The sequence below is a fragment of the Deltaproteobacteria bacterium genome (assembly GCA_035063765.1).
In the GTDB taxonomy this organism is placed as follows: domain Bacteria; phylum Myxococcota_A; class UBA9160; order UBA9160; family PR03; genus CAADGG01.
In genome coordinates, this window is the sequence record JAPSFT010000012.1 from 71264 (window position 1) to 96254 (window position 24991).

Genomic DNA, 24991 nt, shown 5'->3' on the forward strand with positions numbered 1-24991 from the left:
GCATGGTCCGCGAGGAGCCCGAGGTCGCGATCGAGCCCGACGGCCAGGGTTCCGGCGCGACGCCGGCCGGCCTGGTGGCCGTCTGCGCCGTGGGCGCCGGCGCGCACTTCGAAGGCCTGCTCTCGTTCTGGGGGGCGGCGCGCGTCGAGGGCGCGCTCGAGGGCGAGGTCGCCTCGCGCGGCACGCTCGAGGTGGGCCCGGCGGCATCCGTCACGGGGCGCGTCGAGGTCGACGTGCTGGTGGTCGAGGGCGCGGTGGCAGGGGAGGTCTTCGCCCGCGAGCGGGTCGAGGTCCTGCCCGGCGCACACGTGACGGCGACGATCCGCACCCCGCGCCTGGCGGTCGCCGAGGGAGCGCATTTCGAGGGCCGCCTCGACATGGTGAAGGCACCCGCTGCGGGGGCGCCCGCGGCCCCCGTTGCGTGAGCGGAGGCCCTTGATCCCCTCCCCGACTTTGTAAGAATCCCGCCGCCCTGCAGCCCGCCGGCCTGCCGCCGCGGCCCCGTGCAGCGGCACCATCGAGCCGCGCCCGGGGCCCGTTCCGTCCCTCTGGAGTGAGGCAGCGCCATGATCCGCCACCTCCGCGCTCCGGCCGTGCTGGGCGCCGTCGCCCTCGTGGCCGGGCCGGCGCGGGCGTCCGAGGGCGGCCTCACGCTCGTGCCCGAGCCGCAGCGGCTGATCTTCCTGCTGGTGCTCTTCCTGGTGCTGGTGCCGCTCCTGAACGCGCTGCTCTTCAAGCCCCTCCTCGCGGTGCTCGAGGAGCGCGCCCGAAGGATCGAGGGCGCGCGAGCCCGAGCGGCCGAGCTCTCCTCGCGCGCCGCCGCGCTGGTCGCGCAGCACGACGCCGCGGTGCACTCGGTTCGCCAGGCCGCCCAGCACGAGCGCGCGCAGTTCGTCGAGCAGGCGCGCCGCTCCCACCAGGGGGCGATCGGCGCCGCGCGCGGCGAAGCGGAGCGCCGGCTCCTCGCGACGCGCGCCGAGATCGACGCCGCCCTCGATGCCGCCCGCACGCAGCTTCGGGGTGCCGCCGCGCCGCTCGCACGCGAGGCAGCCGAGCGCTTGCTCGGCAGGAGCCTCTCCTGATGCGCGCCGCCCGCCTGCTCGCGCTCGCGCTCCTGGCCGCGCTGCTCCCGATCGCCGCCCGGGCCGCCGGGGACGGCGGCCACGGTGCCGGCGCCACCACGATCTTCTGGCACGCCTTCAACCTGCTCGTGCTGATCGGGGTGCTCGTCTACTTCGCGCGCGCACCGATCGCGAGCTACCTGGCCGAGCGCCGCTCCCAGATCGAGGAGGGCATCGAGAGCGCCGGCCGTGAGCTCGCCGAGGCCGAACGCCGGCTGGCGGCCTGTGAGCAGCGCGCCGCCTCGCTCGAGGGCGAGCTCGACGAGATCCGCCGGGTCGTACGCCAGCAAGCGGAAGGCGAACGCGATCGCCTGCTCGCCGAGGCCCAGGCGACCGCCGAGCGGATCGAGCGCGACGCGGTCGCCGCCGCCGAGCAGGAGGTGCGGCATGCCCGCGAGCGGCTGCGCGCCGAGACCGTCGATCTCGCGATCCAGATCGCCGGCGAGACCCTCCGCGGGCAGGTGACCGACGCCGATCGGGCCCGGCTGGTGGACGACTTCGTGCAGCGCATCGAAAGGTCCGGCTCCGGCACGGGCTCCCTGGCGAGGAGCTGAGATGGCCGCTCGTGGCTCCGCCGCCGCCGAACGCTACGCGCGCGCCCTCTTCGGGCTGGCCCGCGACCAGGACCGGGTCGACGCGGTGGGCCAGGAGCTCGCGACCGTGATCGAGGCGATGCGCCAGGTCCCGGCGCTGCGCGACGTGCTCCTGCGCCCGCTCCATCCGGCCACGGAGCGGCGCGCTGCGCTGCGCGCCGTGGGCGAGCGGCTCGGGCTCTCGCCGCTCCTCCAGCACTTCGGCTCCTTCCTGATCGACCAGCGCCGCACCCGCGACCTCGAGGCGATCCACGACTGCTACCAGCGCCTCGCCGAGGAGGCCGCCGGCCGGGTGCGCGGGGAGCTGGTGTCGGCGGCGCCGCTCGAGAGCGCGCAGCTCGAGCGGCTGCGCGCGGCGCTGGCGCAGCGCACCGGGCGGAGCGTGGATCTCGAGGTCCGGGTCGACCCGGCGCTGCTCGGCGGCGTCGTGGCCCGGGTCGGCGACCTGGTCTTCGACGGGAGCCTGCGAACCCAGCTCGCGCAGCTGCGCGCGAGCCTCACCGGAGAACGTTGAGCGATGCCCCTGGACATCAAGCCGGGCGAGATCACCGACATCCTGAAGCGCGAGATCGCGTCCTACGGGCGCGAGATCGACGTCGCCGAGACCGGCACCGTACTCTCGATCGGCGACGGCATCGCGCGCGTCTACGGGCTCGAGAAGGCGATGGCCGGCGAGCTGGTCGAGTTCCCGGGCGGCACCAACGGGATGGTCCTGAACCTCGAGGACGACAACGTCGGCATCGCCGTGATGGGCGAGTACGAGCACGTACGCGAGGGCGACCTCGTACGCCGCACCGGGCGCATCGTCGAGGTGCCGGTCGGGTTGGGGCTGCTCGGCCGCGTGGTCGACGCGCTCGGCAACCCGATCGACGGCAAGGGGCCGATCGAGGCCACGGAGACCCGCCGTGTCGAGGTGAAGGCGCCCGGCATCGTGACGCGCAAGAGCGTCAACGAGCCGATGGCCACCGGCATCAAGGCGATCGACGCCATGACGCCGATCGGGCGCGGCCAGCGCGAGCTGATCATCGGCGATCGCCAGACCGGCAAGACGGCGATCGCCATCGACACGATCATCAACCAGAAGGGCGGCGACGTCTTCTGCATCTACGTCGCCACCGGCCAGAAGCAGTCGACCGTGGCCCAGGTGGTCGAGAAGCTGACCCAGTTCGGCGCCATGGAGTACACGATCGTGGTGGCGGCGACGGCCAGCGAATCGGCGCCCCTCCAGTACATCTCGCCCTACTCGGGCTGCGCGATGGGGGAGTGGTTCCGCGACAACGGCAAGCACGCGCTCATCATCTACGACGACCTCTCGAAACAGGCCGTCGCCTATCGCCAGCTCTCGCTCCTGCTGCGCCGCCCGCCGGGCCGCGAGGCGTACCCGGGCGACGTCTTCTACGTCCACAGCCGGCTGCTCGAGCGCGCGGCCAAGATGAGCGACGAGCTCGGCGGCGGGAGCCTGACGGCGCTGCCGATCATCGAGACCCAGGCCGGCGACGTCTCGGCCTACATCCCGACCAACGTGATCTCGATCACGGACGGCCAGATCTTCCTCGAGACGGATCTCTTCAACTCGGGCATCCGGCCCGCCGTGAACGTCGGCATCTCGGTGTCACGCGTGGGCGGTGCGGCCCAGACCAAGGCCATGAAGACGGTGGCGGGCAAGCTCAAGCTGAACCTCGCCCAGTACCGCGAGATGGCCGCCTTCGCGCAGTTCGGCTCCGACCTCGACAAGGCCACCCAGGAGCAGCTCGCGAACGGCGAGCGGCTCACCGAGATGCTGAAGCAGCCCCAGTACCAGCCGATGCCCATGGAGGAGCAGGTCGTCTCGATCTTCTCGGCCACGCCGCCGGAGGGCCGGGCCTCCTGGGTGCGCGAGTACCCGGTCTCCGACATCGGCCGCTACGAGCGCGAGATGCTCGCCTACGTGCGCAGCGAGCACCCCGAGATCCTGGCCGCGATCAAGAGCAGCGGGAAGCTCGAGGACGACACCCGCAAGAAGCTCGAGCTGGCGCTCGATGCCTTCGGGAGGGTCTTCGCCCCGACCCGCCGCGAGGCCGCCGCGTAGCCGATGCCGAGCCTCAAGGACATCCGGCGCCGGATCACGAGCGTCAAGAAGACGCAGCAGATCACGCGCGCGATGCGGATGGTCGCGGCCGCGAAGCTGCGCCGCGCCCAGATCGCCATCGAGTCGGCGCGCCCCTACGCGGACCGGATGCGCGAGACGCTGCGCGAGGTGGCGGCTGCCGGCGCCGAGCACCCGCTGCTCGTGGCGCGCGAGCGCGTCGAGCGGGTCGACTTCGTCGTCGTGACCTCGGATCGTGGCCTGTGCGGAGCCTTCAACTCGAACGTGCTCAAGCGCGCGCAGGCCGAGGTGGCCGAGCGCGAGAGCGAGGCCCTGCGGGTCGCGATCCTGCCGGTCGGGCGCAAGGCGGCGGAGCTGTTCCGGCGCCGGCGGGCCGGGCAGGTCGCCAAGGCCTTCACCGGCATCACCCGCGTCGACTACACGCACGCGGCCGAGATCGCAGACCTCGTCGGCCGGCGCTTCCTCACCGGCGAGACCGACGAGGTCTGGCTGGTCCACAGCGAGTTCGTGACCACCATGACGCAGAGGCCCCGCGCGTCCCGGCTGCTGCCGATGGCACCCGAAGCCGACGGCACCGCCGGTGCCGACAAGCCCCCCTACGCGATCGAGCCCGACGCCGAGCGCCTGCTGCGCGTGTTGGTCCCGAAGGCCCTCCAGGTCGAGATCTTCCGGGCCCTTCTCGACAACCAGGCCGGTGAGCACGCCGCGCGCATGACCTCGATGGAGAGCGCGACGCGCAATACCGAGGAGATGATCGCCGCGCTGACACTTCAGTACAACAGGGCCCGGCAGGCGGCGATCACGAAGGAGCTGGTCGAGATCGTTTCGGGGGCAGAAGCCCTCTAGTCGAGACGACGGGACGCGGCGCAGGGAGCCGCAGGCGAACGGAGATCACGAGAATGGCAGGTGCCAACGGTCGCGTGGTGCAGGTGATGGGTCCGGTCGTGGACGTCGAGTTCCCGCCCGGCGAGCTGCCCGAGGTCTACACCGCGCTGCGGCTCACCAATCCCGCCCTCGACGAGCGCGAGAACAACCTCGTGATCGAGGTGGCCCAGCACCTCGGCGAGAACACCGTGCGTACGATCGCCATGGACTCGACCGAGGGCCTGACGCGCGGCCAGGCGGTGGTGAACACGGGCGACGGCATCCGCGTCCCGGTCGGTCCGGCCACGCTCGGCCGCATCATGAACGTGATCGGCGAGCCGGTCGACGAGCGCGGCGCGATCGGGACCCAGGAGAGCGCGCCGATCCACCGGCCGGCGCCGGCCTTCGTCGAGCAGGCCACCTCGGCCGAGCTGCTCGAGACCGGCATCAAGGTGGTCGACCTGCTGGCGCCCTACCCGAAGGGGGGCAAGATCGGCCTCTTCGGCGGCGCCGGCGTCGGCAAGACGGTCGTGATCCTCGAGCTCATCAACAACATCGCCAAGCAGCACGGCGGCTACTCCGTCTTCGGCGGGGTCGGCGAGCGCACCCGCGAGGGCAACGACCTCTGGCACGAGATGGCCGACGCCAAGCTCTCCGACGGCACCACCGTGCTCCAGAAGGCGGCGCTCGTCTTCGGCCAGATGAACGAGCCGCCGGGCGCGCGCGCGCGCGTCGGCCTCTCGGCCCTCACCGTCGCCGAGCACTTCCGCGACGCCGAGGGCAAGGACGTGCTGCTCTTCATCGACAACATCTTCCGCTTCACCCAGGCAGGCTCCGAGGTCTCGGCGCTGCTCGGCCGGATCCCCTCGGCGGTGGGCTACCAGCCGACGCTCTCCACCGACATGGGAGAGCTCCAGGAGCGGATCACCTCGACCAAGCGCGGCTCGATCACCTCGGTGCAGGCCATCTACGTCCCCGCCGACGACCTCACCGACCCGGCGCCGGCGACGGCCTTCTCCCACCTCGACGCCACGACCGTGCTCTCGCGGGCGATCTCCGAGCTCGGCATCTACCCGGCCGTCGACCCGCTCGACTCGACGAGCCGGATCCTCGACCCGCAGGTGCTCGGCGAGGATCACTACGCGGTGGCGCGCGGCGTCCAGCAGGTGCTCCAGAAGTACAAGGACCTGCAGGACATCATCGCGATCCTCGGCATGGACGAGCTCAGCGAGGAGGACAAGCTCACCGTCGCGCGCGCACGCAAGCTCCAGCGCTTCCTGTCCCAGCCCTTCAGCGTCGCCGAGCAGTTCACCGGCACGCCGGGCGTCTACGTCCGCCTCGAGGACACGATCCGCGGCTTCAAGGAAGTGCTCGAAGGCAAGCACGACGACCTGCCCGAGCAGGCCTTCTACATGGTCGGCACCATCGAGGACGCCATGGAGAAGGCCAAGCGGATGGCCTAGGCCGTGCCCGTCAATCTCACGATCGTGACGCCCGAGGGCGTCCGCTACGACGGCGGGGTCGACAGCGTCGTCGTGCCCGGCACCGAGGGTGACTTCGGCGTGCTGCCGGGCCACGAGCGCTTCCTCGCTCCGGTCCGCATCGGCGAGCTCGAGGTGCGCGGCGGCAACGACCCGGCGCGGCGCTGGGCCGCCGTCTCCGACGGCTTCGCCGACGTGAGCGCCGAACGCGTCGTGGTCCTCGTGGACACCTGCGAGTTCGCCCCCGACATCGACGAAGCGCGGGCGGAGCGTGCGCGTGCCCGAGCCGAGCGCGAGCTCGACCGCCTGCGACAGGACCGCAGCGAAGCGCTCGACTTCAAGCTCGAAGAGGCGGCGCTGCAGCGCGCGGTCATCCGGATCCAGGTGTCGAAGAAGCGGGGGATGGCGGCGTAGCGTACCCGAGCGCCGGGGCGGTCCCCCCGGCGCTCTCGACGCTCAGCCCGGATCGAGCCGCAGGAAGTGGCGCGGCGGGAAGCCGGTAAGGACCCGGAACACCAGTGGGTGTCCGTGCTCGGCCATCAGCCGGTCGTGCTCCGGGCCGCTGACGGGCACCGCCGTGTAGGGGCCGCTCCGGCCGTCGATCGCGACCTCGACCTTGGGGTGCGCGAGCGCCTGCTCGTACCAGGCGCGCGGCCAGTGGTTCGCCGAGACGTAGAGCCTGCCGTCGCTCCAGACGCTCGAGACGACCCGTGCGCTCCGGTGCCCCGCGTCGTCGGCGGTCGTGATCACGATCGTCCCCGCGCTGTCGGGCTGGAAGAAGCCGAGCAGCGACTCGAAGGCGATCACGATCCCGACGTAGACGGCGGCGACGACGAGCAGGATCCGGAGGACTCTCACGCGGCGCCCTCCTCGCGGGAAGCAGCCGCACCCATCCTACCAGAGCCGGCCGCGAATCCGGCCCGGCAAGGCGCCGGGGCCCGGCTCTCAGCCCCCGAGCCGCCCGAAGATCGCCTCGGGTGTGTCCCCCGAGCGGGCGCTCTCCTGGAGCCGCGCCGCCCCGCTGCGGATCTCGCCGCACAGCGTCTCGCCGTTCTCGATCCCGCGCGACGCCAGCGCCCCGGGCAGCAGGCGCTCGAGCACGACCTGCATCTCGCGCACGCTGACGCCCGCGCCCAGACCGGCCTCCTTGAGCGCGAGGCGCACGGTGCCCCGCGCTTCCAGGCGGCCCAGGGAGGTGCGGCGCTCGAGCTCTCCGCACACGAACTCGAAGACGGGGGAATCGGCCATCTCAGCTCTCCATGCCGGCCGCGCGGCGCACGCGCGCGAGGTAGGCGGCCGGCGGCACGAAGGCCAGCAGCAGACAGGCGCCCGCGACGGCGGCGATGGCGCCGGTCAGCGTCATCCCGACGACGGTGCCGGCCACGGGAACCCCGAGCGCCTGGCAGATCGCGAGCGTGGTCGCGCCGGCGACCGCGGCGCCCATGCAGAGCGCCCACAGGCGCATGCGATTCGTCACGACGGGATCAGCGAGCCCGAGCGCGCGCCGGCGCACCTGCATCCGGTCCTGACGCCACGCCTCGCAGGCAGCCCACAGGTAGGTCGCGACGCCGACCCACGAGGCCAGCACCCACGGCCCCTGCTCGCTGCGCGCGTAGTCGACCCAGCCCGCACCGCTTCCCTGGACGGCGAAGCAGGCGACGAGCGCCAGCACGAGGGCGCCCGTGAGCGCCGCCGCCCACGCCGCGTGGGGCCGGTAGACGCGCCAGTTGAAGAGCGCGAGGCTGCTCATCCCGGCGACGGCGCAGACGGCGCCTGCGGCGACGAGCGTGCCGCGGACCGGATCCGGGAGCCCCGGCGCCTGCCGCCCGATCGCCACCAGCGGGCTCCAGCAGCCGCCCGCGAGGAACAGCGTGAGCCCGAGCAGCAGCTCGGGGAGCTGGCGCGTACGCCGTGCGAGCAGCACGAGCCGCCCGCCGACGAACCAGCTCGTGAGGACCGAGAAGAGGCCGGCCAGGGCCGCAAGGATCACCATCGGAGCCCCTCGGAGGGGACCCCGCCTGCGGCCCCCCTGCCGCTCCTCTCGGCGGCCGGCTGCCACGGCTTGAGCGGGTCGCCGCGGCCCACGCCCGTCCCGAGCCGCCCCCCGCCCTGGGCTAGAGTCGGCGATCTCTCCCCGGGAGAGGTCGCTCGTGGCACGTCGTCGCCCCCGCATCCGGATCCGCACCCTGCTCGCGGTCCTGGTCTTCTCGGCCACGGTTCCGCTCGGGCTCTTCGGGGGCTGGCTGGTCTACCGCTCGGGGCAGCACCAGCAGACCCTCGCCGACCGCCAGAACAGCGAGACGGCGCGGGCGATCGCGGTCACCGTCGACAAGACCATCGAAGGCACGATGGCCGCGCTCCGCAGCCTCGCCGCGCTCGAGGAGGAGCTGGCGATCGCGCGCTTCGCCGGCTTTGCCGCGCGGGTGCTCCCGACCCAGCCCACCTGGCACGCGCTCTTCCTCAGCGATCGCTCGGGGCGCGACCTGGCAGGAACCGCACAGGGCTTCGGTGACGTGGAGGCGCGCCGGCGCTGGGCGAGCCGGATCGTGGACACGGGCCACGCCGCGGCATCGGATCTCGCCCGGGATCCGGCAACCGGCGTCTTCTACGTGACCGTGGGAGTTCCCGTGCCCGGCCCGGAGGGTGCGCAGCGGGTGCTCGGCGCGCGCATCCTCGCCAGCACCTTCAGCGCGCTCCTGCGCCAGCAGAACCCGCCGCCGAACGGTGTCGTGACCCTCCTCGACGCGCGGCGCCGGATCGTGGCGCGCACCCGCCACGAGGAGCGCTACCTGGGCGGTCCTCCGAGCCCGGGCTTCGAGGAGGCCGCGGAGCGTATGGCGGAGGGCAACTGGACCGAGATCCTCCTCGAGGGGATCCCCGTCCACGCCGCCCTGAGCCGCGCACCGCTCAGCGGCTGGACGGTGGGGCTCGGCCTCCCGCGCGCGGAGATCGACGCCCCGATCCGCCGCTCGCTCGCCGAGCTCATGGCCGTCGGGCTCCTGGTCCTCGGAGCCGCCACGCTCTCGGCGCTGGCCTTCGGCGGCCTGATCTTCCGCTCGCTCGCGCAGGCGTCGCGCGCAGCGCGGGCACTCGCACGTGGTGATCCGGTGGCGGTGCGGCGCTCCCGCGTCCAGGAGCTCGACCAGCTCTGGCACGGGCTCGGCGAGGCGTCCAGCGTGCTCCAGCGCCTGCTCGAGAAGGAGCGGACGGCGCGGGCCGAGGCCGAGGCCGTGAACCGCAGCAAGGACGAGTTCGTCGCCATCGTGTCGCACGAGCTGCGGACGCCGCTCGGTGCGATCACGGGATGGGCGCAGCTGCTCGAGAGCGGATCGCTCGACGAGGCCCAGAGCGCGCGGGCGCTCGAGATCATCACGCGCAATGCGCGGCTCCAGGCGCAGCTCCTGAACGACCTCCTCGACGTGTCGCGCATGGTGACGGGCAATCTGAGCATCGAGCTGGAGCCGGTCGAGATGGGGGCGGTGGTGGCCGCCGCGGTCGACGCGGTGCGTCCCGAGGCCGAGCGCCGCCAGGTGGCGATCCACTTCGCGCGGCAGCCGTCCGTCGGGCTCGTGGAGGGCGACCCGGATCGCCTCGAGCAGATCGTCTGGAACCTGCTCTCGAACGCGATCAAGTTCACGCCGGCGGACGGGCGCATCGACGTCGGGCTCGAACGCGCGGGCAAGGAGCTGGTGCTTTCCGTGAGCGACACGGGCGCGGGGATCGCGCCCGAGCTCCTGCCGCACGTCTTCGAGCGCTTCCGGCACGGCACCTCGTCCGTGTCGCGCAGCCAGGGCGGGCTCGGGATCGGGCTCGCGCTCGTGCAGCACCTGGCGGAGCTGCACGGCGGCCGGGTGGAGGCCGCGAGCGGGGGCGTGGGGTGCGGCGCACGCTTCACGGTGTTGCTGCCGGCCTGCGAGCCGGTGGCGGTCCGCAGCGGCCGGGCCGAGGGATCCGCGGCAGCAGCCGAGACCGGCCGCCTGCTGGCGGGCCTGAGCGTGCTCGTGGTGGACGACGACGACGACGCGCGCGAGCTCGTCGCCACCGTGCTCGCGCGTGGTGGCGCGCGGGTGGCGAGCGCCGCCTCGACGCCGGAGGCGCTGCTCCGCATCGACCAGCAGCGGCCGGACGTGCTGGTGAGCGACATCGCGATGCCGGGCGTGACCGGCCTCGACCTGATGGAGGAGGTCCGCTGCCGTCCCGGCCCGCCGCTACCTGCGATCGCCCTTTCGGCCCACGGGCGGATCGAGGACCGGGAGCGGGCGCTCCGCGCGGGCTTCGACCTGTACCTCGTGAAGCCGGTCGACACCGGTGCGCTGCTCGCCGCGGTGGGGAAGGCGGCGGCGCTGTCACATCCCGGCGAGGACCGCTCGCCCGGCTAGGACGCCTTCACGGGCGTCGCCTTGAGCTTCGCCTTGCCGGCCTCGACGACCACCCGGAAGCGCACGTCGTCGCAGCCGTACTTCTTCTGGATGGCGGCGCGTTGCTGCGCGACGAGCTGGTCGAGCTTCTCGCGCGTGAGGCCCGACGGGTCGTCGCCACACTCCCGCCGCGCCCGGCAGTAGGCCTCGAACAGGTCGGTCCCGCCGCCGGTCGTCTCGTCGCGACGCGCCTTCGCGTGGCTGCCAGCGCCCCCGGGCTCCTCCACGCCCCGCTCCCGCTCGTGCAGCTTCGCCTTGAACAGGTGCGGCTTGTAGGTGCCTTCCTCGATCTGTTTGAGGATCCCGTCCCACTGCCGCCGCAGCGCGTAGTAGCGCGCGCACAGGTTGTTGAACTTGAAGCGCAGGGCCGTGTTCTGGATGCCGGTGTTCGAGTAGCGCGTCACGATCTTCTGGACGTCGCCGCGTAGCATCACGGGCTCGCGCGGCCGGCCGCCCATGAAGTACTGCTCGTACTCGAACTTCAACTGCTTGATCTTGTTGTCGAGGACGACGAGCTCCTCGGAGATCGACTCCGTCGTGTGGGTCGTCGGCGGGGGGAGCGGCACGCCGGGGGGATCGGAGCTCCGCAGCGCACCCTTGAGGCGCCCGGGAGGGAGCGCCGGCAGCAGCCGTCCCTGACGCAGGACCCGTCTGCGTCATTCTCGCGTCATGATGACGCATCTCGACGCGCGGCTTGCACCGCCCGCTCCGCCGCGGCGAGCAGGCGGCCCAGGTCGAGCGCGCCGGGCGGGGTGCTCGCGCCGGGGTGGAGCGGGGGCAGCTCGCCGAGGAGCAGGGGGCCGAGCAGCCGCCGCAGGGCCCCGAGATTCGCGGCGTCGGCCGGCGACAGCGGGGTCGGACCGTGCGAGACGACGACGCCCGCGACCGGCAGCCCGCGCGCCGCCGCCACCTCGAGGGTGAGCCGCGTGTGGTTCACGGTCCCGAGCCGGCCCCGCGCCACGACGAGGAGCGGCAGGCCGAGCTCCCGGGCGAGCTCCGCCATCGAGTACCCGGCCGTGATCGGCACCAGGAGCCCGCCGGCGCCCTCGACGAGCAGCAGCGCGTGGCGCGCGCGCAGCGCCGCGAAGGCCGCGCGGATCGCCCCGAGGTCGATCGCGCGCGCCTCGGCGGCGGCCGCGACGTCCGGGGCCGCGGGCAGCGCGAGCCGCACCGGGCAGATCCGCGCGAGCGGGTCGTCGGCCCCGGCCGCCTCGGCGAGCGCGATCGCGTCGAGCGGCCCCTGCGGCCCCACCCCCGTCTCGATCGGCTTCATCACGCCGACGTCGACGCCGCGGGCCCGCAGCCGCTCGGCGAGCGCACAGGCGACGACCGTCTTGCCCACCCCCGTGTCGGTGCCCGTGACGAAGAGGCCGGGGATCATCGCGCCAGCGCGCCGGCCACGGCGGCGGCCAGCGCGTCGATCTCGGCCTCGGCGTGGGTCGCCATCGGCGTGATGCGCAAGCGCGCGCTGCCCTCCGGCACCGACGGGTGTCGGATCCCCTGCGCGTAGAAGCCCCGGGCGAGGAGCGCCTCGCAGGCCGCCATCGTAGACGCGTTGTCCCCGATCCGGACCGGGACGATGTGGGTGTCGCTCGGTGCGGTGGAGATGCCACGGGCAGCGAGCCCGTCGCGCAGGCGCGCGGCGTTGCGCTGGAGCTGCTCGCGGCGCCAGGGCTCGCGCCGGACCAGCGCGAGCGCCGCGCGCGCGGCCGCCACCTGCGGCGGCGCCAGCGCGCAGCTGAAGATGAAGCTGCGCGCCGCGTTCACGAGCAGCTCGCGGAGCGCCGCGGGCCCCGCCACGAACGCGCCGAAGGAGCCGAGCGCCTTGCCGAGCGTGCCGACCAGGACGTCGAGCGCGCCCGCCGCGACCCCCGCCGCCTCGGCGCTGCCGCGCCCGCCCGCGCCGAGGCAGCCGATCCCGTGCGCGTCGTCGAGCAGCACGAGCGCCCCGTGGTGGCGGGCCGCGGCGAGCATGGGCGCCAGCGGCGCGCGGTCGCCGTCCATGCTGTAGACCCCGTCGAGCACCACGAGCGTCCGGCGGTGCCCGGGGGCGACCCCGGCGAGCGCCTCGTCGAGCGCCGCCGGATCGCCGTGCGCGAAGACCCGCACCGCCGCTCGCGAGAGCCGGCAGCCGTCGATGATCGAGGCGTGCACGAGCGCGTCCGAGACGACCGCGTCGCCGGGCCCCACGAGCGCGGGGATCACGCCGAGGTTGGCCTGGTAGCCCGTCGCGAAGACCAGCGCGGCCTCGACGCCGAGGAACGCGGCCAGCTCCGCCTCGAGCGCCTCGTGGAGGGTCAGGTTGCCGTTGATGAGCCGCGAGCCACCGGCCGCGCAGCCCCAGTCGCGGGCGGCGCGCGCGGCGGCCTCGCTCACCTCGGGATGGGCCGCGAGGTCGAGGTAGTTGCTGCCCGCGAAGAGCAGCACCTCGCGGCCGTCCACCTCCATGCGCGGCCCCTGCGCGCCGGCCAGCACGCGCATGCGCCGGTGGGTACCGCGGGCGCGGATCGCCGCCAGCGCCTCGGCGGCGACCGCGGTGACGCCCACGCGCTAGGGCCGCGCCCCGCGCGGCGCCACGCCGCGCACCGGCGCGGCGATCTCGGGCTTCAGGATCCCGCCGCCACCGCCACCGCCACCGCCACCGCCGCCGAGGCGGAAGGCGGTGCCACGCTCGCGCTCCTCGGCGTCGTAGAGCGGATTGCCGCCGATCTCGAAGCCGGCGTCGGCGATCATGCGATAGGTCTCGTTCACCGCGTCGCCGCGGGTCGTGAGATAGCCCTCGACGAAGAGCGAGTTGGCGGGCCAGAGCACGAGTGCGCCGAGCGATCGCAGGTGGCCCTCGCGCCCGCCCGCGGCGCGCACCTCGGCGCGCGGGTTCACGAGCCGCATCAGCGCGAGCGCGCGCAGGCAGCGCTCGGGGGTGAGCGAGCCGTCGGACACCACCGGGTTGCCCTCGATCGGGACCAGGAAGTTCACCGGGATCGAGGGCACCTCGAGCGCGCGCAGCCGGAAGGCGACGTCGAGCACGTCCTCGCTCCGCTCCCCCATCCCGAGGATGAAGCCGCTGCAGGTCGCGATGCCGTGGCGATGGGCCGCCGAGAGCGTGGCGAGGCGGTCCGCGTAGCTGTGGGTCGAGCAGATCTCGGGGTAGTGGCGCTCGCTCGTGTTGAGGTTGTGGTTGAGCCGGTCGAGGCCCGCCTCGGCCAGGATGCGCGCCTGCTCGTCGTCGACGAGCCCGACCGACAGGCACACGGCGATCGGGAAGCGCTCCTTCACCTCGCGGATCAGCCGAGCGAGCTCGCGGGTGCGCTCGAGGGTGGGGCCCCGGCCGGAGAGCACCATGCAGTAGCGCGTGGCGCCGGCGCGGGCCGCGCGCTCGGCCTCGGCGAGGATCTCCTCGCGCGGCTTCATCGCGTACTTGCGGATCGGCGCCTCGGAGTCGCGCGACTGCGAGCAGTAGCCGCAGTCCTCGGGGCACAGGCCGTTCTGCACGTTGTTCAGCACCTGCACCTGCACGCGGCGCCCGAAGTGCTTCTCGCGGGGCAGGTAGGCGGCGTGGAGCAGCGGGAGCAGCGCCACGTCCGCGCCGTCGAGGATCCAGAGCGCCTCGTCGCGCGTCGGGGGCTCGTCCGCGAGGGCGCGCTCGGCGAGTCGGGCATAGCGGTCGAACACGGGGCACCTCCGGCTGGGCGCGGGCCCTGCCCTGGTGGGCGCTGACGCAGGCCCGGTGGGCGCGGGCCCTGCCCAGCGGGCGTTGACCCTGTCCCAGGGCCGGGAGGCTGTCAACCGCCGGAGACAGGACCGGTTGACGATCGCTCCGGCTAGATTCCCGCCTCCCGATCCAGGAGGGCCCGCGGCGTGGCGAAGGCGCGCTCGCACTACGCCTGCACGAGCTGCGGAGCCCGGTCTCCGCGCTGGGTCGGGCGCTGCCCGGACTGCGGGGCGTGGTCCACGATGGTGGAGGAGCCCGATGCCCCGAGCCGTGCCTCGCGCCCCACCCGTCCGGGGGTCGAGGCGCCGAGCGGCGCGATCCCGCTGCGCCACGTCCCCGCCGAGGCCCGCCCCCGCATGGCCACCGCCCTCCCCGAGCTCGACCGTGTCCTCGGCGGTGGCCTGGTCCCGGGCTCGGCGGTCCTGCTCGGCGGCGAGCCCGGGATCGGCAAGAGCACCCTCGCCCTCCAGGTCGCCGCCGCCCTCGCCGCGCCCGCGAAGCCCGCGGCGGGCCCCGTCCTCTACGTGAGCGGCGAGGAGAGCCCGGAGCAGATCCGCCTGCGCGCCGCGCGGCTGGCGGCGCTGCCCGACGCGCTGCTGGTGCTCGCCGAGACCCGCGTCGAGGCGATCGCCGACGCCTGGCGCGCGCACGCGCCCGCGCTGGTGCTGGTCGACTCGATCCAGACGCTCCAGAGCGAGCGCGTCGACTCCGCGCCGGGCTCCGTCGCGCAGGTGCGCGAGAGCGCCGCGGAGCTGATCGCGCTCGCCAAGCAGACCGGAGCCGTGCTGCTCCTGGTCGGCCACGTGACCAAGGAGGGGCTGCTCGCGGGCCCGCGCGTGCTCGAGCACCTGGTCGACGTGGTCCTCGCCTTCGAAGGCGACCGCGGCCACGCCTTCCGCCTGCTGCGCGCCACCAAGAACCGCTTCGGCTCGACCCTCGAGGTGGGGGTCTTCGCGATGGGCGAGCGCGGCCTCGCGGGGGTCGAGAACCCGAGCGAGCTCTTCCTCGCCGAGCGGCGCGGCGAGGCGCCCGGCTCGTGCGTGACCGCGGTGCTCGAGGGCACGCGGCCGCTGCTGCTCGAGGTGCAGGCGCTGGTGGCGCCGGCCGGCTACGGCACTGCGCGGCGCACCGCGATCGGATTCGACGACGGGCGGCTCGCCCTGCTGCTCGCGGTCCTGGCGCGGCGCGGCGGGATCGACGTGCTCGGCATGGACGTCTACCTGAACGTGACCGGCGGGATGCGCATCGGTGAGCCGGCCGCTGATCTCGCCGTGGTGTTGGCGCTGGCGTCGAGCCGGCTCGACCTGCCCCTGCCGCCGGGTGCGGTCGCGATCGGCGAGGTCGGGCTCGGCGGCGAGGTGCGCCGCGTCGGGCGGCTGGACGCGCGGGTGCAGGAGGCTGCGCGCCTCGGCTTCACGCGCGCGCTCGTCCCGCGCGGCCCGCACCACCCGCTCGAGCCCTTCGAGCGGGTGCCGGTCGAGGACGTCGCCGAGGCGGTGGGATGGCTGCGCAGGGGCTGATCCCGGCGCCTCGAGAGGCGCCGATTCACGTTTGATGTCGGGCGTTTCCGCGTGTTCTCGGGTTGACGGCCCCGGTCCGCCGTGGCTAGCCTGCGCGGCAAATGCGGCCCCCCTCCTCCTCGGCGCTGGCCTCCGCTCCCTCCTTCGCGCGCGCGCTCGAACGCATCACGCCGTCGCTCGAGCTCGTCGAGCGCAGCATGCGCGACCAGCTCGCCTCCGAGAGCGAGGTGATCGCGGCCGTCGGTGACCACGTGCTCGGCTCGGGGGGCAAGCGCGTGCGCCCGGCCCTGCTGCTCCTGTGTGCCGAGCTCTGCGGCTACACGGGACCGCGTCGGGTCCAGGTGGCCGCGGCGGTCGAGCTGCTCCACACGGCGACCCTGCTCCACGACGACGTCGTCGACTTCTCCGCGCTGCGCCGGGGCAAGCCGTCCGCGATGGCGCTGTGGGGCAACCGGCGCGCCGTGCTGGCGGGGGACTTCTTCTACGCGCGCGCCTCCTCGATGATCGTCGAGGACGGCGATCTCGACGTCCTGTGGGTGTTCTCGAACACGATCCGGCTGATGGCCGAGGGCGAGATCCTCCAGCTCCAGCGCAGCTTCGACCCCGAGGTGACCGAGGCCCAGTACTACGCCGTGATCGACCGCAAGAGCGCAGCGCTCCTGGCCGCGGCTTGCGAGGCCGGGGCGATCCTGGGCGGTGTCACGCGCGCCGAGCGGCGCCAGATCGCCGAGTTCGGTCGCGAGCTGGGTCTCGCCTTCCAGATCCGCGACGACGCCCTCGACTACGAGGCCGGCGCCGAGGTGCTCGGCAAGCCGCCCTGGACGGACCTGCGCGAGGGCAAGGTGACCTTGCCGCTGCTGCTCGCCCTCAAGCGCTCGACGCCGGCCGAGCGCGCCGCGGTCGCCGCCACGCTCAAGGGCCTGGCCCGGCGCGACGCGCAGGACGGCGAGGCCGGCCCCGTCACGCAGGAAGAGCTCCGGCCCGCGCTCGAGATCGTGGCGCGCTACCGCGGCGTCGAGGACGCCGTGCGGCGCGCCGGGGAGCACGTCGAGCGGGCGCGCAGCGCGGTGGCGCCCTTTCCCGACGGTCCGGCGAAGGAGGCGCTCGCCACCGCGGCCGATTTCGCGGTCGTGCGCGATCGCTAGGCGCGCACCGCACCGCTCCGGTTCACCCCACGGTCCCGTGGGAGTCTCTCGATGGATGGCAAGAAGCTCGTGGCCGCGCTGCTGCTCGGGGCGGCGTTCGGCGCAGGAGTGCCGGGCGCCGGCGTGGCCGAGGAGCGGCCGGGCGTCGTCGACCTGAACAGCGCGACGCTCGACCAGCTCGTGGCGCTGCCGGGCGTCGGCGAGAAGACCGCGCAGGCGATCCTCGACGCCCGCAAGGAGCGGGGCGGCTTCGAGAGCGTCGAGGAGCTGCTCGACGTGCGCGGGATCGGCGCCGCGAACCTCGAGAAGCTGCGGCCGCACCTGCGGCTGGGCGGCCAGGGCGGCGCGGCCCGCTAGCCGCGCATCCGGGTGCCGGGGGCCGCGCAGCCCCCGGCACCGATCCCGGGCCGCTACCGTGGCCCGCCATGGTGCGGATCGGGACGATCGGATCCGCGCAGGGCGGGCGCCCTGCCGCGGCGGGCCTCCTGCTCGTGCTGGCTCTCCTCGGCGGGGCCTCCGCGCGCGCGGAGGTGCAGGCGCCGGCGCGGCGGATCGTGTCGCTCAACCCCTCGCTCACCCGGATCCTCGTGGCGATCGGGGCGCGCGAGGCGCTGGTCGGGGTGGACGACTTCTCGGCGCGCGCCGAGCCCGCGGTGGCCGCGCTACCCCGGGTCGGCGGGCTCTACGCGCCGAGCCTCGAGGCGGTGGTGGCGCTCGCGCCGGACCTCGTCGTGCTGGTGCCGAGCGTCGAGCAGGAGGCCTTCCGCGACCGGATCGAGGGGCTCGGCGTCGCGGTCCTCGCGCTGGCCGGCGATCCGGTCAGCTTCGACGGCGTGCTCGCCGCGATCGAGACGCTCGGCCGGCGCACCGGGCACGAGGCGGCGGCGCGCGCGCGCGTCGAGATGATCGAGGGCGCGCGCCGGACGGTGCGCCGCGCGACGGCGGGCCGGGCACGCCCGCGCACGGTCTTCGTGCTCCAGCGCGAGCCCCTCTTCGTGGTCGGGCGCGGCAGCTTCCTCGACGAGATGATCGGCCTGGCCGGGGGCGAGAACCTGGGTGCCGCGCTCGGTGAGCCCTGGCCGCGGGCGTCGCTCGAGTGGCTGGTTGCGCAGGCCCCCGAGGTCCTGCTCGACAGCGACGACGACGCCGAGCCGGCGGCAGACTTCTGGAGCCGCTGGCCGTCGCTGCCGGCCGTGGCGGGCCACCGCGTCGTCGTGGTCGAGAGCATGGTCACGCTGCCGGGCCCGGATCTCGACCGTGCGCTCCTGCGCCTGGCCCGGGCGCTGCACGGCGACGGGCTCGCCGTGGAGGGCGCGCACTGAGGGCGCCGCTCCGGCCCGCGCGCCTCGCGGCGGTGCTCGTCACGCTCGCCGCCCTGCTGGCCGCGGCGCTGGCCGCCGGCCTGGTCGTCGGGCCGAGCGCGCTCGGGCCCGGCGAGGCGCTGCGCGCGCTCCTCGACCCCGGCGCCGCGGGCCCCGCCGGCGACATCGTGCGCCGCATCCGGCTCCCGCGCGTGGCGGCGGCGGCGCTGGTCGGCGCCTCGCTGTCGCTCGCCGGGGTCTGCTTCCAGGCGCTCCTGCGCAATCCCCTCGCCGACCCCTTCGTGCTCGGCATCTCGGGCGGCGCGGCGCTCGCCGGCGTGGCCGTCCTGAGCCTCGGCGCGGCGATCGGGGCGGGCGCCGGGCTCGTGCCGATCGCGGCCTTCGCGGGCGCGCTCGGCGCGACGGCGCTGCTCTTCGGCGTGGCCGGCTGGCGCGGCCGGCTCTCGGCGACGACGCTGCTCCTGACCGGTGTCGTCTTCAACGCCTTCGCGTCCGCGGCGATCGTCTTCCTGGCCTCGCTCGGCGGCCTGAGCGAGGGCACGAGCATCTTCCTGTGGCTGATCGGGACGCTCGCGGCGGCGCCGCCGCAGCTCCTCGCGGCGCTCGCCGGGCTGCTCGCGGCGGGCCTCGCCTGCGCGCTCCCGCTGGCGCGCGCGCTCGACCTGCTCGCGCTCGGCGAGGACGGCGCGGCGCAGCTCGGGGTGGCGGTCGAGCGCACGAAGCGGCTCGTGCTGCTCGCGACGGCGCTCGTGGTGGGCGGCGCCGTCTCGGTGTCGGGCCTGATCGGCTTCGTCGGCCTCGTCGTGCCGCACGCGCTGCGCCTGCTCTTCGGCCCCGACCACCGGCTGCTGGTGCCGGCGTCGGTGCTCGGCGGGGGCGCCTTCCTGGTCGCCTGCGACACGCTGGCGCGGACCCTCCTGCCGGGCCGCGAGCTCCCGGTCGGTGCGATCACCGCGCTCCTCGGGGGCCCCCTCTTCCTGGTCCTCCTGCGCCGCCAGGGCGGCCGGGGCTTCCTGCCGTGAGCGGCCCGCGGCTCGCGCTCGAGGGCGTGGCGCTCCGGCTCGGGCCGCGCGCGGTGCTCGCAGGGGCCGACCTCGCGCTCGCGCCGGGCGAGGTGGTGGGCCTGCTCGGGCGCAACGGCGCCGGCAAGACGACGCTGCTGCGCGCGGCGGCCGGGCTCGTGGCACCGGACGCGGGCACGGTGCGGCTCGAGGGGCGGCCCCTCGCCGCCTGGGGCCGCCGCGAGCGCGCCCGGGCGATCGCGCTCGTGCCGCAGGAGACGCACTTCCCGTTCCCGTTCACGGTGGCCGAGGTGGTGCTGATGGGCCGGGCCCCCCACCTCGGCTGGATCGGCTTCGAGGGCCGCCACGATCTCGACGCAGCCCATGACGCGATGAGGCAGGTCGGGATCGAGGCCCTGGCCGGGCGCTCGGTGCAGACGCTCTCGGGCGGCGAGCGCCAGCTCGCCGTCGTGGCGCGGGCGCTCGCCCAGGAGCCGCGCCTCCTCCTCCTCGACGAGCCGACCGCCTTCCTCGATCTGCGCCACCGCCTCGACGTGCTCGCCCGGGTGCGGGCCTTCGCGGCGGCCGGCGGCAGCGCGCTCGTCGTCTCGCACGACCTCGGCCTCGCGGCGCGCGCCTGCGATCGCCTCGCGCTGCTCGCCGGGGGCAGGATCCTGGCGGCCGGCCCGCCGGCCGAGGTGCTGGTGCCCGCGCTCCTGCGCGAGGCCTTCGCGATCGAGGCGGAGGTGGCGGCGGGGCCCGACGGCGCGCCCGTCGTCGTCGCGGTTCGCTAAGGTCCGCGGCCTTCACCGGCCGGGAGGCGTGGGATGGCGAAGCTCACGATCGCGCGGGTCCTCGGGCGCGAGATCCTCGACTCGCGGGGCAACCCGACGGTCGAGGTGGAGGTCACGACCTCGACCGGCGCGGTCGGCCGTGCCGCGGTCCCGTCCGGCGCCTCGACCGGCTCGCGCGAGGCGCTCGAGCTGCGCGACGGCGATCCCCGGCGCTACCGGGGCAAGGGCGTGCGCCGGGCCGTCGAGCACGTGAACGGTGAGATTGCGAACACGATCGCAGGGGTCGCCCTGGGTGGGCTCGACGAGCAGGCAGGGCTCGACGGCGCGCTGATCGCGCTCGACGGCACCGACACCAAGAGCCGGCTCGGCGCCAACGCGATCCTCGGCGTCTCGCTGGCGGCGGCCCATGCCGCCGCGCGCGGCGGGGGGCTCCCGCTCTACCGCTGGGCGGGCGGCGACGGGGCCACCCTCCTGCCGGCGCCGATGATGAACGTCGTGAACGGCGGGGCCCACGCCGACAACAACGTCGACTTCCAGGAGTTCATGATCTACCCGCTCGGGGCCCCGAGCTTCGCCGAGGCCCTGCGCTGGGGAGCCGAGGTCTTCCACGCGCTCGCGAAGGTGCTGCACGAGAAGGGCTACTCGACGGCGGTCGGCGACGAGGGCGGCTTCGCGCCGAACCTGTCGAGCAACCGCGAGGCGATCGAGCTGGTGCTCCGCGCGATCGAGAAGGCCGGCTACCGGCCCGGCGCCGACGTCGCCGTCGCGCTCGACCCCGCCGCGTCCGAGTTCCACCGCGACGGCCGTTACCACCTCGAGGGCGAGGGCCGCGTGCTCACGAGCGACGAGATGATCGCGTTCTGGGCCGACTGGTGCGGCCGCTACCCGATCGTCTCGATCGAGGACGGGCTCGGCGAGGGCGACTGGGCCGGCTGGGCCCGGCTCACCGAGCAGCTCGGCGGTCGCACGCAGCTCGTCGGCGACGACCTCTTCGTGACGAACCCGGCGATCCTCGAGAAGGGCATCGCCGAGAAGGTCGGCAACGCGATCCTGGTGAAGGTGAACCAGATCGGGACCCTCACCGAGACCCTCGAGGCGATCCGCGTCGCGCGCGCGGCCGGCTATGCGGCGGTGATGTCGCACCGCTCGGGCGAGACCGAGGACACGACGATCGCGGACCTGGCCGTGGCGACCGGCGTGGGCCAGATCAAGACCGGCTCGGCGAGCCGTACCGACCGGATCTGCAAGTACAACCAGCTGCTGCGGATCGAGGGCGAGCTCGGCAGCCGCGCGCGCTATGCGGGGGCCAGTGGGCTCGCCCGGCGCTGAGGCAGCGGGATCCCGGCCCGCGTCATGGTTCGTGACGCGCGTCATGCTGGGCGTGCTGGCAGTGCTCGCCGCCGCCCCGAGGCCCGCCGTCGCGGTGATCCCCTCTGCGGAGGCGGTGCGCAGCGAGGTCGCGCGCACGAACCGCCAGGCCGGCCGCAGCCAGCCGCTGGTGCTCGAGGTGGCGGTGATCGGGGAGGACGGGGAGCCGGTGGCGAGCGGCCGGGCGATCCTCGACCCGGTCCGCCCGTCACGCCTCCAGCTCACCCTGGCCGACGGCCGCCACGAGTTCCACGAGCGGAGCGGCGAGCGCTACACCGTGACCCGCGACGACGTGCCGGTCGAGCGCGCGATGCCGCTGCTCCCGCCCTTCGCGCTCCTCCAGGCCGGCAGCGAGGCCGAGGTGGCGGCGGCGCTCGCGGCCCTCGGCGGCGAGCCCGAGCGGGTCGACCTCGGCATGGACGGGAGCGCCGACTGCTGGGTGCTGGGGGGCCGCGACCCGGGCCCCTTCGACCACAACGGCCGGCCCTCGTACTGGTTCGACCAGGACGGCCGCCGGCCGGTGCGCATCGACGAGGCAGGCGGCGTGCGCTTCCGCTTCGGGCCGCCGGCCAAGCACGCACCGGCGATCTTCTTCCCGGCCTCCTACACCATCGAGGCGCCGGGCTGGCCGCGCTGGCGGGTCGAGGTGCGCAACGGGACGGCCGGCCATCCCGCCTCCGCACCCTGAGCCGGCGGAGCCGGCCCCGGAGCGCTCCGCGCGTGACCGGGCCGCGTGCGTCTGGCATCCTTGCCCTCGCCGAGGCCGAGCCGCTGGCGACGAGGGGGACTGGCGCTGCGTTCCGTCGAAGACACCCATCCGCGCAAGGGCCTCTCGGTTCCGGTCGTGACCGTCCTCGACGAGGACGCCGCGCTGCTCGAGGAGGACCAGCGCGCGGTCGTCCGCTACGTGATCCAGGACGGCAGCGGAGCCGACGTGATCTTCGCCGCGGGCACCACCGGCGAGTGGGACCGGGTCGGCAACGAGATCCGCCAGCGCGTGATCCAGGTCTGCGCCGAGGAGGTCGCCAAGGCCAACGCGCAGCTCGCGGGCTCCGCGCGGCTCGGCGGCCGGGAGGTCGAGCTGTGGGCCGGCATCACCGCGCCGAGCCCCGAGGAGACGCTCGAGAACCTGGACCTCGCGATCGCCTGCGGCGCCGACGCCGCGGTGCTGGCGCCGCTCTCGATCGTCGGCGTGGACGACCCGGTGCGCTTCGTGGCCCGCGAGATCGCCGAGCTCCTCGACGCGCGCTCCCGGCGCATCCCGGTGTACCTCTACGACAACGCCGACATCGCGATCGACCCGAAGGTGCCCCACATCCGCACGCGCCAGGTGAAGGCGCTCTCGCGGCTCGACTTCGTGCGCGGGATCAAGGTCTCGGCGCCGCGCAAGGTGCTCGGCAACTACACCAAGGCGGCGCGCCACTTCAACGACCGCGGCGAGTTCGCGATCTACGTCGGCGACGCGATGCTGATCTTCGACCTGTTCCGCCCGCGCAGCGGCCCCTGGGGCACGCTCGTAGACCACTGGAACCGCTGGCGCCTGCACGGAGCCGTGCCGGCGGGCGTGGTGGCCGGCCCGGCCAACGCGCTGCCGCGCGAGTGGGCGCGGGCCTGGCAGGTGTGCCGCGCCGGCGATCTCGAGCGCATGGAGCAGGTCCGCGAGGTGCTGGCGGACTTCCGCTCCGGCACGCACTCGACGAGCGGGCGGCGCACGATCGCCTGCCTCAAGCGCGCGCTCTTCCACCTCGGCGTGATCCGCAGCGACGCCGTGGCGCCCGGCACGCCGAAGCTCGCGCGCCCCGATGCCGAGCGCTTCGACGAGGTCTTCGCGCGGGTGCGCGAGAAGGCCGCCCGGACGATCCGCGCGCCCTGGGTGAGCGTGGCGCCGGCCGCGCCTCCGCTCGGTGTCGAGCGCGAGAGCGGCCTCCGAAGCGTGTGAGCCGCGACTCGGCACGCCGGCCGGGCCGCGACCGGCTCCAGCTCGTCGGGCTCGGCTCGATGGTGGTGGACCGCGTGCACCGCGCGGCGCGCATCGTCGGCCCCGACGAGAAGGGGGCGCTCCTGCGGCTCGCCGGGGGCGGCTCGGTCGCGAGCTTCGTGGGCGGGGTGATCCTGAACCAGCTCGGCTGGGCGAGCGCGCTCGGCGTGCGCACGGGGATCTTCGGCAAGCAGGGCGACGACGAGGCCGGCCGCGTGCTGCGCGGCGCGATGGACCGCGCCGGCATCGAGCACCAGTTGACCCTCGACGGCGGCGCCAGCTCGGTCGCCGAGATCTTCCTCGACGCGAGCGGCGAGCGCGCGATCTACTTCGACCCGGCCGGGACCGCGGAGCTGACCGCCGGTGAGGTGCGGGCGCGCCACGCCGACTTCCTGCGCCGGGGCGCGCGCTTCACCACCGAGGTGCACCAGGTGCCGCTCGCCGCCGTCCACGAGGCGCTGCGCATCGCGCGCGAGGCGGGGCTCGAGACCGTGGTGGACCTCGACGTGCCGCCCTCCGGCGCGGTGCCGGCGCTCGGCGACGAGGCGACCCTGCACGCGGTGCTCGCGATGGCCGACCTGCTCAAGCCCGGCAAGCGCGCCGCCCGCGAGCTCCTGGGCACTCGCGACGCCGACCCGCTCGGGCTCGCGCGCGCGCTGCGCGCGCGCTTCGGCTCGCAGGCCGTGGTCGTGACCGACGGCGAGATCGGCTGCGCGGTCTCGTCGGGCGAGTTCGAAGGGATCGTGGCCGCGCCGCGGGTCACGGTCGTCGACGCCACCGGGGCGGGCGACGCCTTCCTCGGCGGGCTGCTCGCCGGGCTGCACCAGGGCCTCGGCCTCGCGGACGCGGCGCGCCTCGGCAACGCCTGCGGCGCGGCCTGCGTCGAACGGCTCGGCGCCTTCCCGGCCGACGCCGCCTGGGCGCGCACGCGCGCGCTCGAGCTCTACGACGGCGCTCCCTTCGTCCTGGCGCCGCCGCCCCCCGATCCGACCCTCGCCGAGATCGCGGGCGCCTTCGACATCGCGCTCGAGGAGCTCGGCGCCCTGCGCCGGCGGCTCGCGCCCGAGTCCTACGCCGACGCGCTCGCGCTGATCCGCGCCGCCGAGGCCACCGGCGGGCGCGTGCACGTGACCGGCGTCGGCAAGCCCGAGCACCTGGCGCGCTACGGCGCCTCGCTGCTCGCCTCGACCGGCACGCCCGCGCAGTTCCTGCACGCCACCGAGTGCGTGCACGGGAGCGCGGGGCAGATGGTGGCGGGCGACGTCGTGATCGCGATCAGCAACAGCGGCGCCACCGGCGAGCTGCTCGCCGCGGTGGCGACCCTGAAGGCGCTCGGCGGCCGCGTGATCGCGATCACCGGCGGCCTCGACTCGCCGCTCGCGAAGGCCGCCGACGTCACGCTCGACGCCGGCGTCGCGCGCGAAGGCGGCGGCCTCGGTCTGGCCCCGCGCGCCAGCATCGCCGCTGAGCTGCTGGTGCTGGCCGCGCTCTCGACCGGCCTCGAGACCGCGCGCGGCTTCACCCGCGCCGACTACCACGCCCGCCACCCCGGCGGCCGGCTCGGCCAGCTCTCGAAGGGCTGACGGGC

Annotated in this window: 26 protein-coding genes; 19 read left to right on the plus strand and 7 right to left on the minus strand. The window is 74.8% G+C overall.

Annotated features, from left to right (window positions below; all coding sequences use genetic code 11):
- Positions 1-2: 2 nt before the first annotated feature.
- From OZ948_11100 to atpC, 8 genes are all read left to right on the plus strand, one after another.
- Entirely contained in the window at positions 3-425 is a 423-nt protein-coding gene (locus OZ948_11100; protein MEB2345277.1) for a polymer-forming cytoskeletal protein, read from the plus strand.
- 141 nt (positions 426-566) lie between these two features.
- The gene (locus OZ948_11105; GenBank protein ID MEB2345278.1) at positions 567-1082 is read left to right on the plus strand and encodes a hypothetical protein; all 516 of its coding nucleotides are present in this window, start codon (positions 567-569) and stop codon (positions 1080-1082) included.
- The gene (locus OZ948_11110) at positions 1082-1675 is read left to right on the plus strand and encodes an ATP synthase F0 subunit B (GenBank protein MEB2345279.1); all 594 of its coding nucleotides are present in this window, start codon (positions 1082-1084) and stop codon (positions 1673-1675) included. Before OZ948_11105 ends, OZ948_11110 begins: the two co-directional genes overlap by 1 nt.
- 1 nt (position 1676) lies before the next feature.
- On the plus strand, positions 1677-2228 hold the full coding sequence (gene atpH / locus OZ948_11115; GenBank protein ID MEB2345280.1) for an ATP synthase F1 subunit delta: 552 nt from the start codon (positions 1677-1679) through the stop codon (positions 2226-2228).
- A gap of 9 nt (positions 2229-2237) precedes the next feature.
- Complete coding sequence (gene atpA / locus OZ948_11120) at positions 2238-3782, plus strand: F0F1 ATP synthase subunit alpha (protein ID MEB2345281.1); 1545 nt, start codon at positions 2238-2240, stop codon at positions 3780-3782.
- Between the two features lie 3 nt (positions 3783-3785).
- A complete protein-coding gene (atpG, locus tag OZ948_11125) occupies positions 3786-4646 on the plus strand; it encodes an ATP synthase F1 subunit gamma (protein ID MEB2345282.1) in 861 nt (286 codons plus the stop codon).
- A 53-nt stretch (positions 4647-4699) separates the two neighbouring features.
- On the plus strand, positions 4700-6127 hold the full coding sequence (gene atpD / locus OZ948_11130) for a F0F1 ATP synthase subunit beta (GenBank protein ID MEB2345283.1): 1428 nt from the start codon (positions 4700-4702) through the stop codon (positions 6125-6127).
- Positions 6128-6130: 3 nt separating this feature from the next.
- Positions 6131-6559, plus strand: a complete 429-nt coding sequence (gene atpC / locus OZ948_11135; GenBank protein MEB2345284.1) for an ATP synthase F1 subunit epsilon — start codon at positions 6131-6133, stop codon at positions 6557-6559.
- 42 nt (positions 6560-6601) lie between these two features.
- On the opposite strand, the gene OZ948_11140 is transcribed toward atpC, so the two are convergent.
- The 3 genes from OZ948_11140 to OZ948_11150 all read right to left on the minus strand — a co-directional run bounded on the left by OZ948_11140 (position 6602) and on the right by OZ948_11150 (position 8138).
- Positions 6602-7003 (minus strand): nitroreductase/quinone reductase family protein, encoded by a 402-nt coding sequence (locus OZ948_11140; protein MEB2345285.1) that lies wholly within the window; start codon positions 7001-7003, stop codon positions 6602-6604.
- A gap of 87 nt (positions 7004-7090) precedes the next feature.
- Entirely contained in the window at positions 7091-7393 is a 303-nt protein-coding gene (locus OZ948_11145; protein MEB2345286.1) for a hypothetical protein, read from the minus strand.
- 1 nt (position 7394) lies between these two features.
- Positions 7395-8138, minus strand: coding sequence for a hypothetical protein (locus tag OZ948_11150; GenBank protein MEB2345287.1), 744 nt, complete (start codon positions 8136-8138; stop codon positions 7395-7397).
- A 157-nt stretch (positions 8139-8295) separates the two neighbouring features.
- Between OZ948_11150 and OZ948_11155 the strand changes: the two genes are divergently transcribed.
- Positions 8296-10524: an ATP-binding protein gene (locus tag OZ948_11155; protein MEB2345288.1), complete on the plus strand. Its 2229-nt coding sequence runs from the start codon at positions 8296-8298 to the stop codon at positions 10522-10524.
- Here the strand turns inward: OZ948_11155 and OZ948_11160 are convergent.
- The 4 genes from OZ948_11160 to bioB form a co-directional block, all read right to left on the minus strand.
- Positions 10521-11129, minus strand: coding sequence for a hypothetical protein (locus OZ948_11160; GenBank protein MEB2345289.1), 609 nt, complete (start codon positions 11127-11129; stop codon positions 10521-10523). The genes OZ948_11155 and OZ948_11160 overlap by 4 nt on opposite strands.
- Before the next feature lie 101 nt (positions 11130-11230).
- Positions 11231-11944 (minus strand): dethiobiotin synthase, encoded by a 714-nt coding sequence (gene bioD / locus OZ948_11165; GenBank protein MEB2345290.1) that lies wholly within the window; start codon positions 11942-11944, stop codon positions 11231-11233.
- Positions 11941-13110: an 8-amino-7-oxononanoate synthase gene (gene bioF, locus OZ948_11170; GenBank protein ID MEB2345291.1), complete on the minus strand. Its 1170-nt coding sequence runs from the start codon at positions 13108-13110 to the stop codon at positions 11941-11943. Before bioF ends, bioD begins: the two co-directional genes overlap by 4 nt.
- Positions 13111-13113: 3 nt before the next feature.
- The gene (gene bioB / locus OZ948_11175) at positions 13114-14235 is read right to left on the minus strand and encodes a biotin synthase BioB (GenBank protein ID MEB2345292.1); all 1122 of its coding nucleotides are present in this window, start codon (positions 14233-14235) and stop codon (positions 13114-13116) included.
- Between the two features lie 186 nt (positions 14236-14421).
- On the opposite strand from bioB, the gene radA reads away from it, so the two are divergent.
- From radA to OZ948_11225, 10 genes are all read left to right on the plus strand, one after another.
- Entirely contained in the window at positions 14422-15795 is a 1374-nt protein-coding gene (gene radA / locus OZ948_11180; GenBank protein ID MEB2345293.1) for a DNA repair protein RadA, read from the plus strand.
- A 101-nt stretch (positions 15796-15896) separates the two neighbouring features.
- Entirely contained in the window at positions 15897-16940 is a 1044-nt protein-coding gene (locus OZ948_11185) for a polyprenyl synthetase family protein (GenBank protein ID MEB2345294.1), read from the plus strand.
- Positions 16941-16991: 51 nt separating this feature from the next.
- Positions 16992-17297 carry a helix-hairpin-helix domain-containing protein gene (locus OZ948_11190; GenBank protein MEB2345295.1) on the plus strand — a complete coding sequence of 102 codons (306 nt, stop codon included), beginning with the start codon at positions 16992-16994 and terminating at the stop codon, positions 17295-17297.
- Between the two features lie 68 nt (positions 17298-17365).
- The gene (locus OZ948_11195) at positions 17366-18262 is read left to right on the plus strand and encodes a helical backbone metal receptor (GenBank protein MEB2345296.1); all 897 of its coding nucleotides are present in this window, start codon (positions 17366-17368) and stop codon (positions 18260-18262) included.
- 32 nt (positions 18263-18294) lie between these two features.
- Positions 18295-19284, plus strand: a complete 990-nt coding sequence (locus tag OZ948_11200; protein MEB2345297.1) for an iron ABC transporter permease — start codon at positions 18295-18297, stop codon at positions 19282-19284.
- Entirely contained in the window at positions 19281-20057 is a 777-nt protein-coding gene (locus OZ948_11205) for an ABC transporter ATP-binding protein (protein ID MEB2345298.1), read from the plus strand. The genes OZ948_11200 and OZ948_11205 overlap by 4 nt, the downstream gene beginning before the upstream one ends.
- Before the next feature lie 33 nt (positions 20058-20090).
- A complete protein-coding gene (gene eno / locus OZ948_11210; GenBank protein ID MEB2345299.1) occupies positions 20091-21386 on the plus strand; it encodes a phosphopyruvate hydratase in 1296 nt (431 codons plus the stop codon).
- Between the two features lie 31 nt (positions 21387-21417).
- Positions 21418-22113: a hypothetical protein gene (locus tag OZ948_11215; GenBank protein ID MEB2345300.1), complete on the plus strand. Its 696-nt coding sequence runs from the start codon at positions 21418-21420 to the stop codon at positions 22111-22113.
- Positions 22114-22158: 45 nt separating this feature from the next.
- Entirely contained in the window at positions 22159-23364 is a 1206-nt protein-coding gene (locus tag OZ948_11220) for a dihydrodipicolinate synthase family protein (GenBank protein ID MEB2345301.1), read from the plus strand.
- Positions 23361-24986 (plus strand): PfkB family carbohydrate kinase, encoded by a 1626-nt coding sequence (locus tag OZ948_11225; GenBank protein ID MEB2345302.1) that lies wholly within the window; start codon positions 23361-23363, stop codon positions 24984-24986. The genes OZ948_11220 and OZ948_11225 overlap by 4 nt, the downstream gene beginning before the upstream one ends.
- Positions 24987-24991 lie beyond the last annotated feature (5 nt).

What these genes read in the sequence shown, in the direction of transcription:
- OZ948_11195 (MEB2345296.1), top strand. Translation starts at nt 17,366, where the DNA reads ATGGTGCGGATCGGGACGATCGGATCCGCGCAGGGCGGGCGCCCTGCC.
- OZ948_11110 (MEB2345279.1), top strand. Translation starts at nt 1,082, where the DNA reads ATGCGCGCCGCCCGCCTGCTCGCGCTCGCGCTCCTGGCCGCGCTGCTC.
- atpD (MEB2345283.1), top strand. Translation starts at nt 4,700, where the DNA reads ATGGCAGGTGCCAACGGTCGCGTGGTGCAGGTGATGGGTCCGGTCGTG.
- OZ948_11185 (MEB2345294.1), top strand. Translation starts at nt 15,897, where the DNA reads ATGCGGCCCCCCTCCTCCTCGGCGCTGGCCTCCGCTCCCTCCTTCGCG.
- eno (MEB2345299.1), top strand. Translation starts at nt 20,091, where the DNA reads ATGGCGAAGCTCACGATCGCGCGGGTCCTCGGGCGCGAGATCCTCGAC.
- OZ948_11145 (MEB2345286.1), bottom strand. Translation starts at nt 7,393, where the DNA reads ATGGCCGATTCCCCCGTCTTCGAGTTCGTGTGCGGAGAGCTCGAGCGC.
- atpH (MEB2345280.1), top strand. Translation starts at nt 1,677, where the DNA reads ATGGCCGCTCGTGGCTCCGCCGCCGCCGAACGCTACGCGCGCGCCCTC.
- OZ948_11100 (MEB2345277.1), top strand. Translation starts at nt 3, where the DNA reads ATGGTCCGCGAGGAGCCCGAGGTCGCGATCGAGCCCGACGGCCAGGGT.
- bioD (MEB2345290.1), bottom strand. Translation starts at nt 11,944, where the DNA reads ATGATCCCCGGCCTCTTCGTCACGGGCACCGACACGGGGGTGGGCAAG.
- OZ948_11150 (MEB2345287.1), bottom strand. Translation starts at nt 8,138, where the DNA reads ATGGTGATCCTTGCGGCCCTGGCCGGCCTCTTCTCGGTCCTCACGAGC.
- atpG (MEB2345282.1), top strand. Translation starts at nt 3,786, where the DNA reads ATGCCGAGCCTCAAGGACATCCGGCGCCGGATCACGAGCGTCAAGAAG.
- OZ948_11190 (MEB2345295.1), top strand. Translation starts at nt 16,992, where the DNA reads ATGGATGGCAAGAAGCTCGTGGCCGCGCTGCTGCTCGGGGCGGCGTTC.
- OZ948_11105 (MEB2345278.1), top strand. Translation starts at nt 567, where the DNA reads ATGATCCGCCACCTCCGCGCTCCGGCCGTGCTGGGCGCCGTCGCCCTC.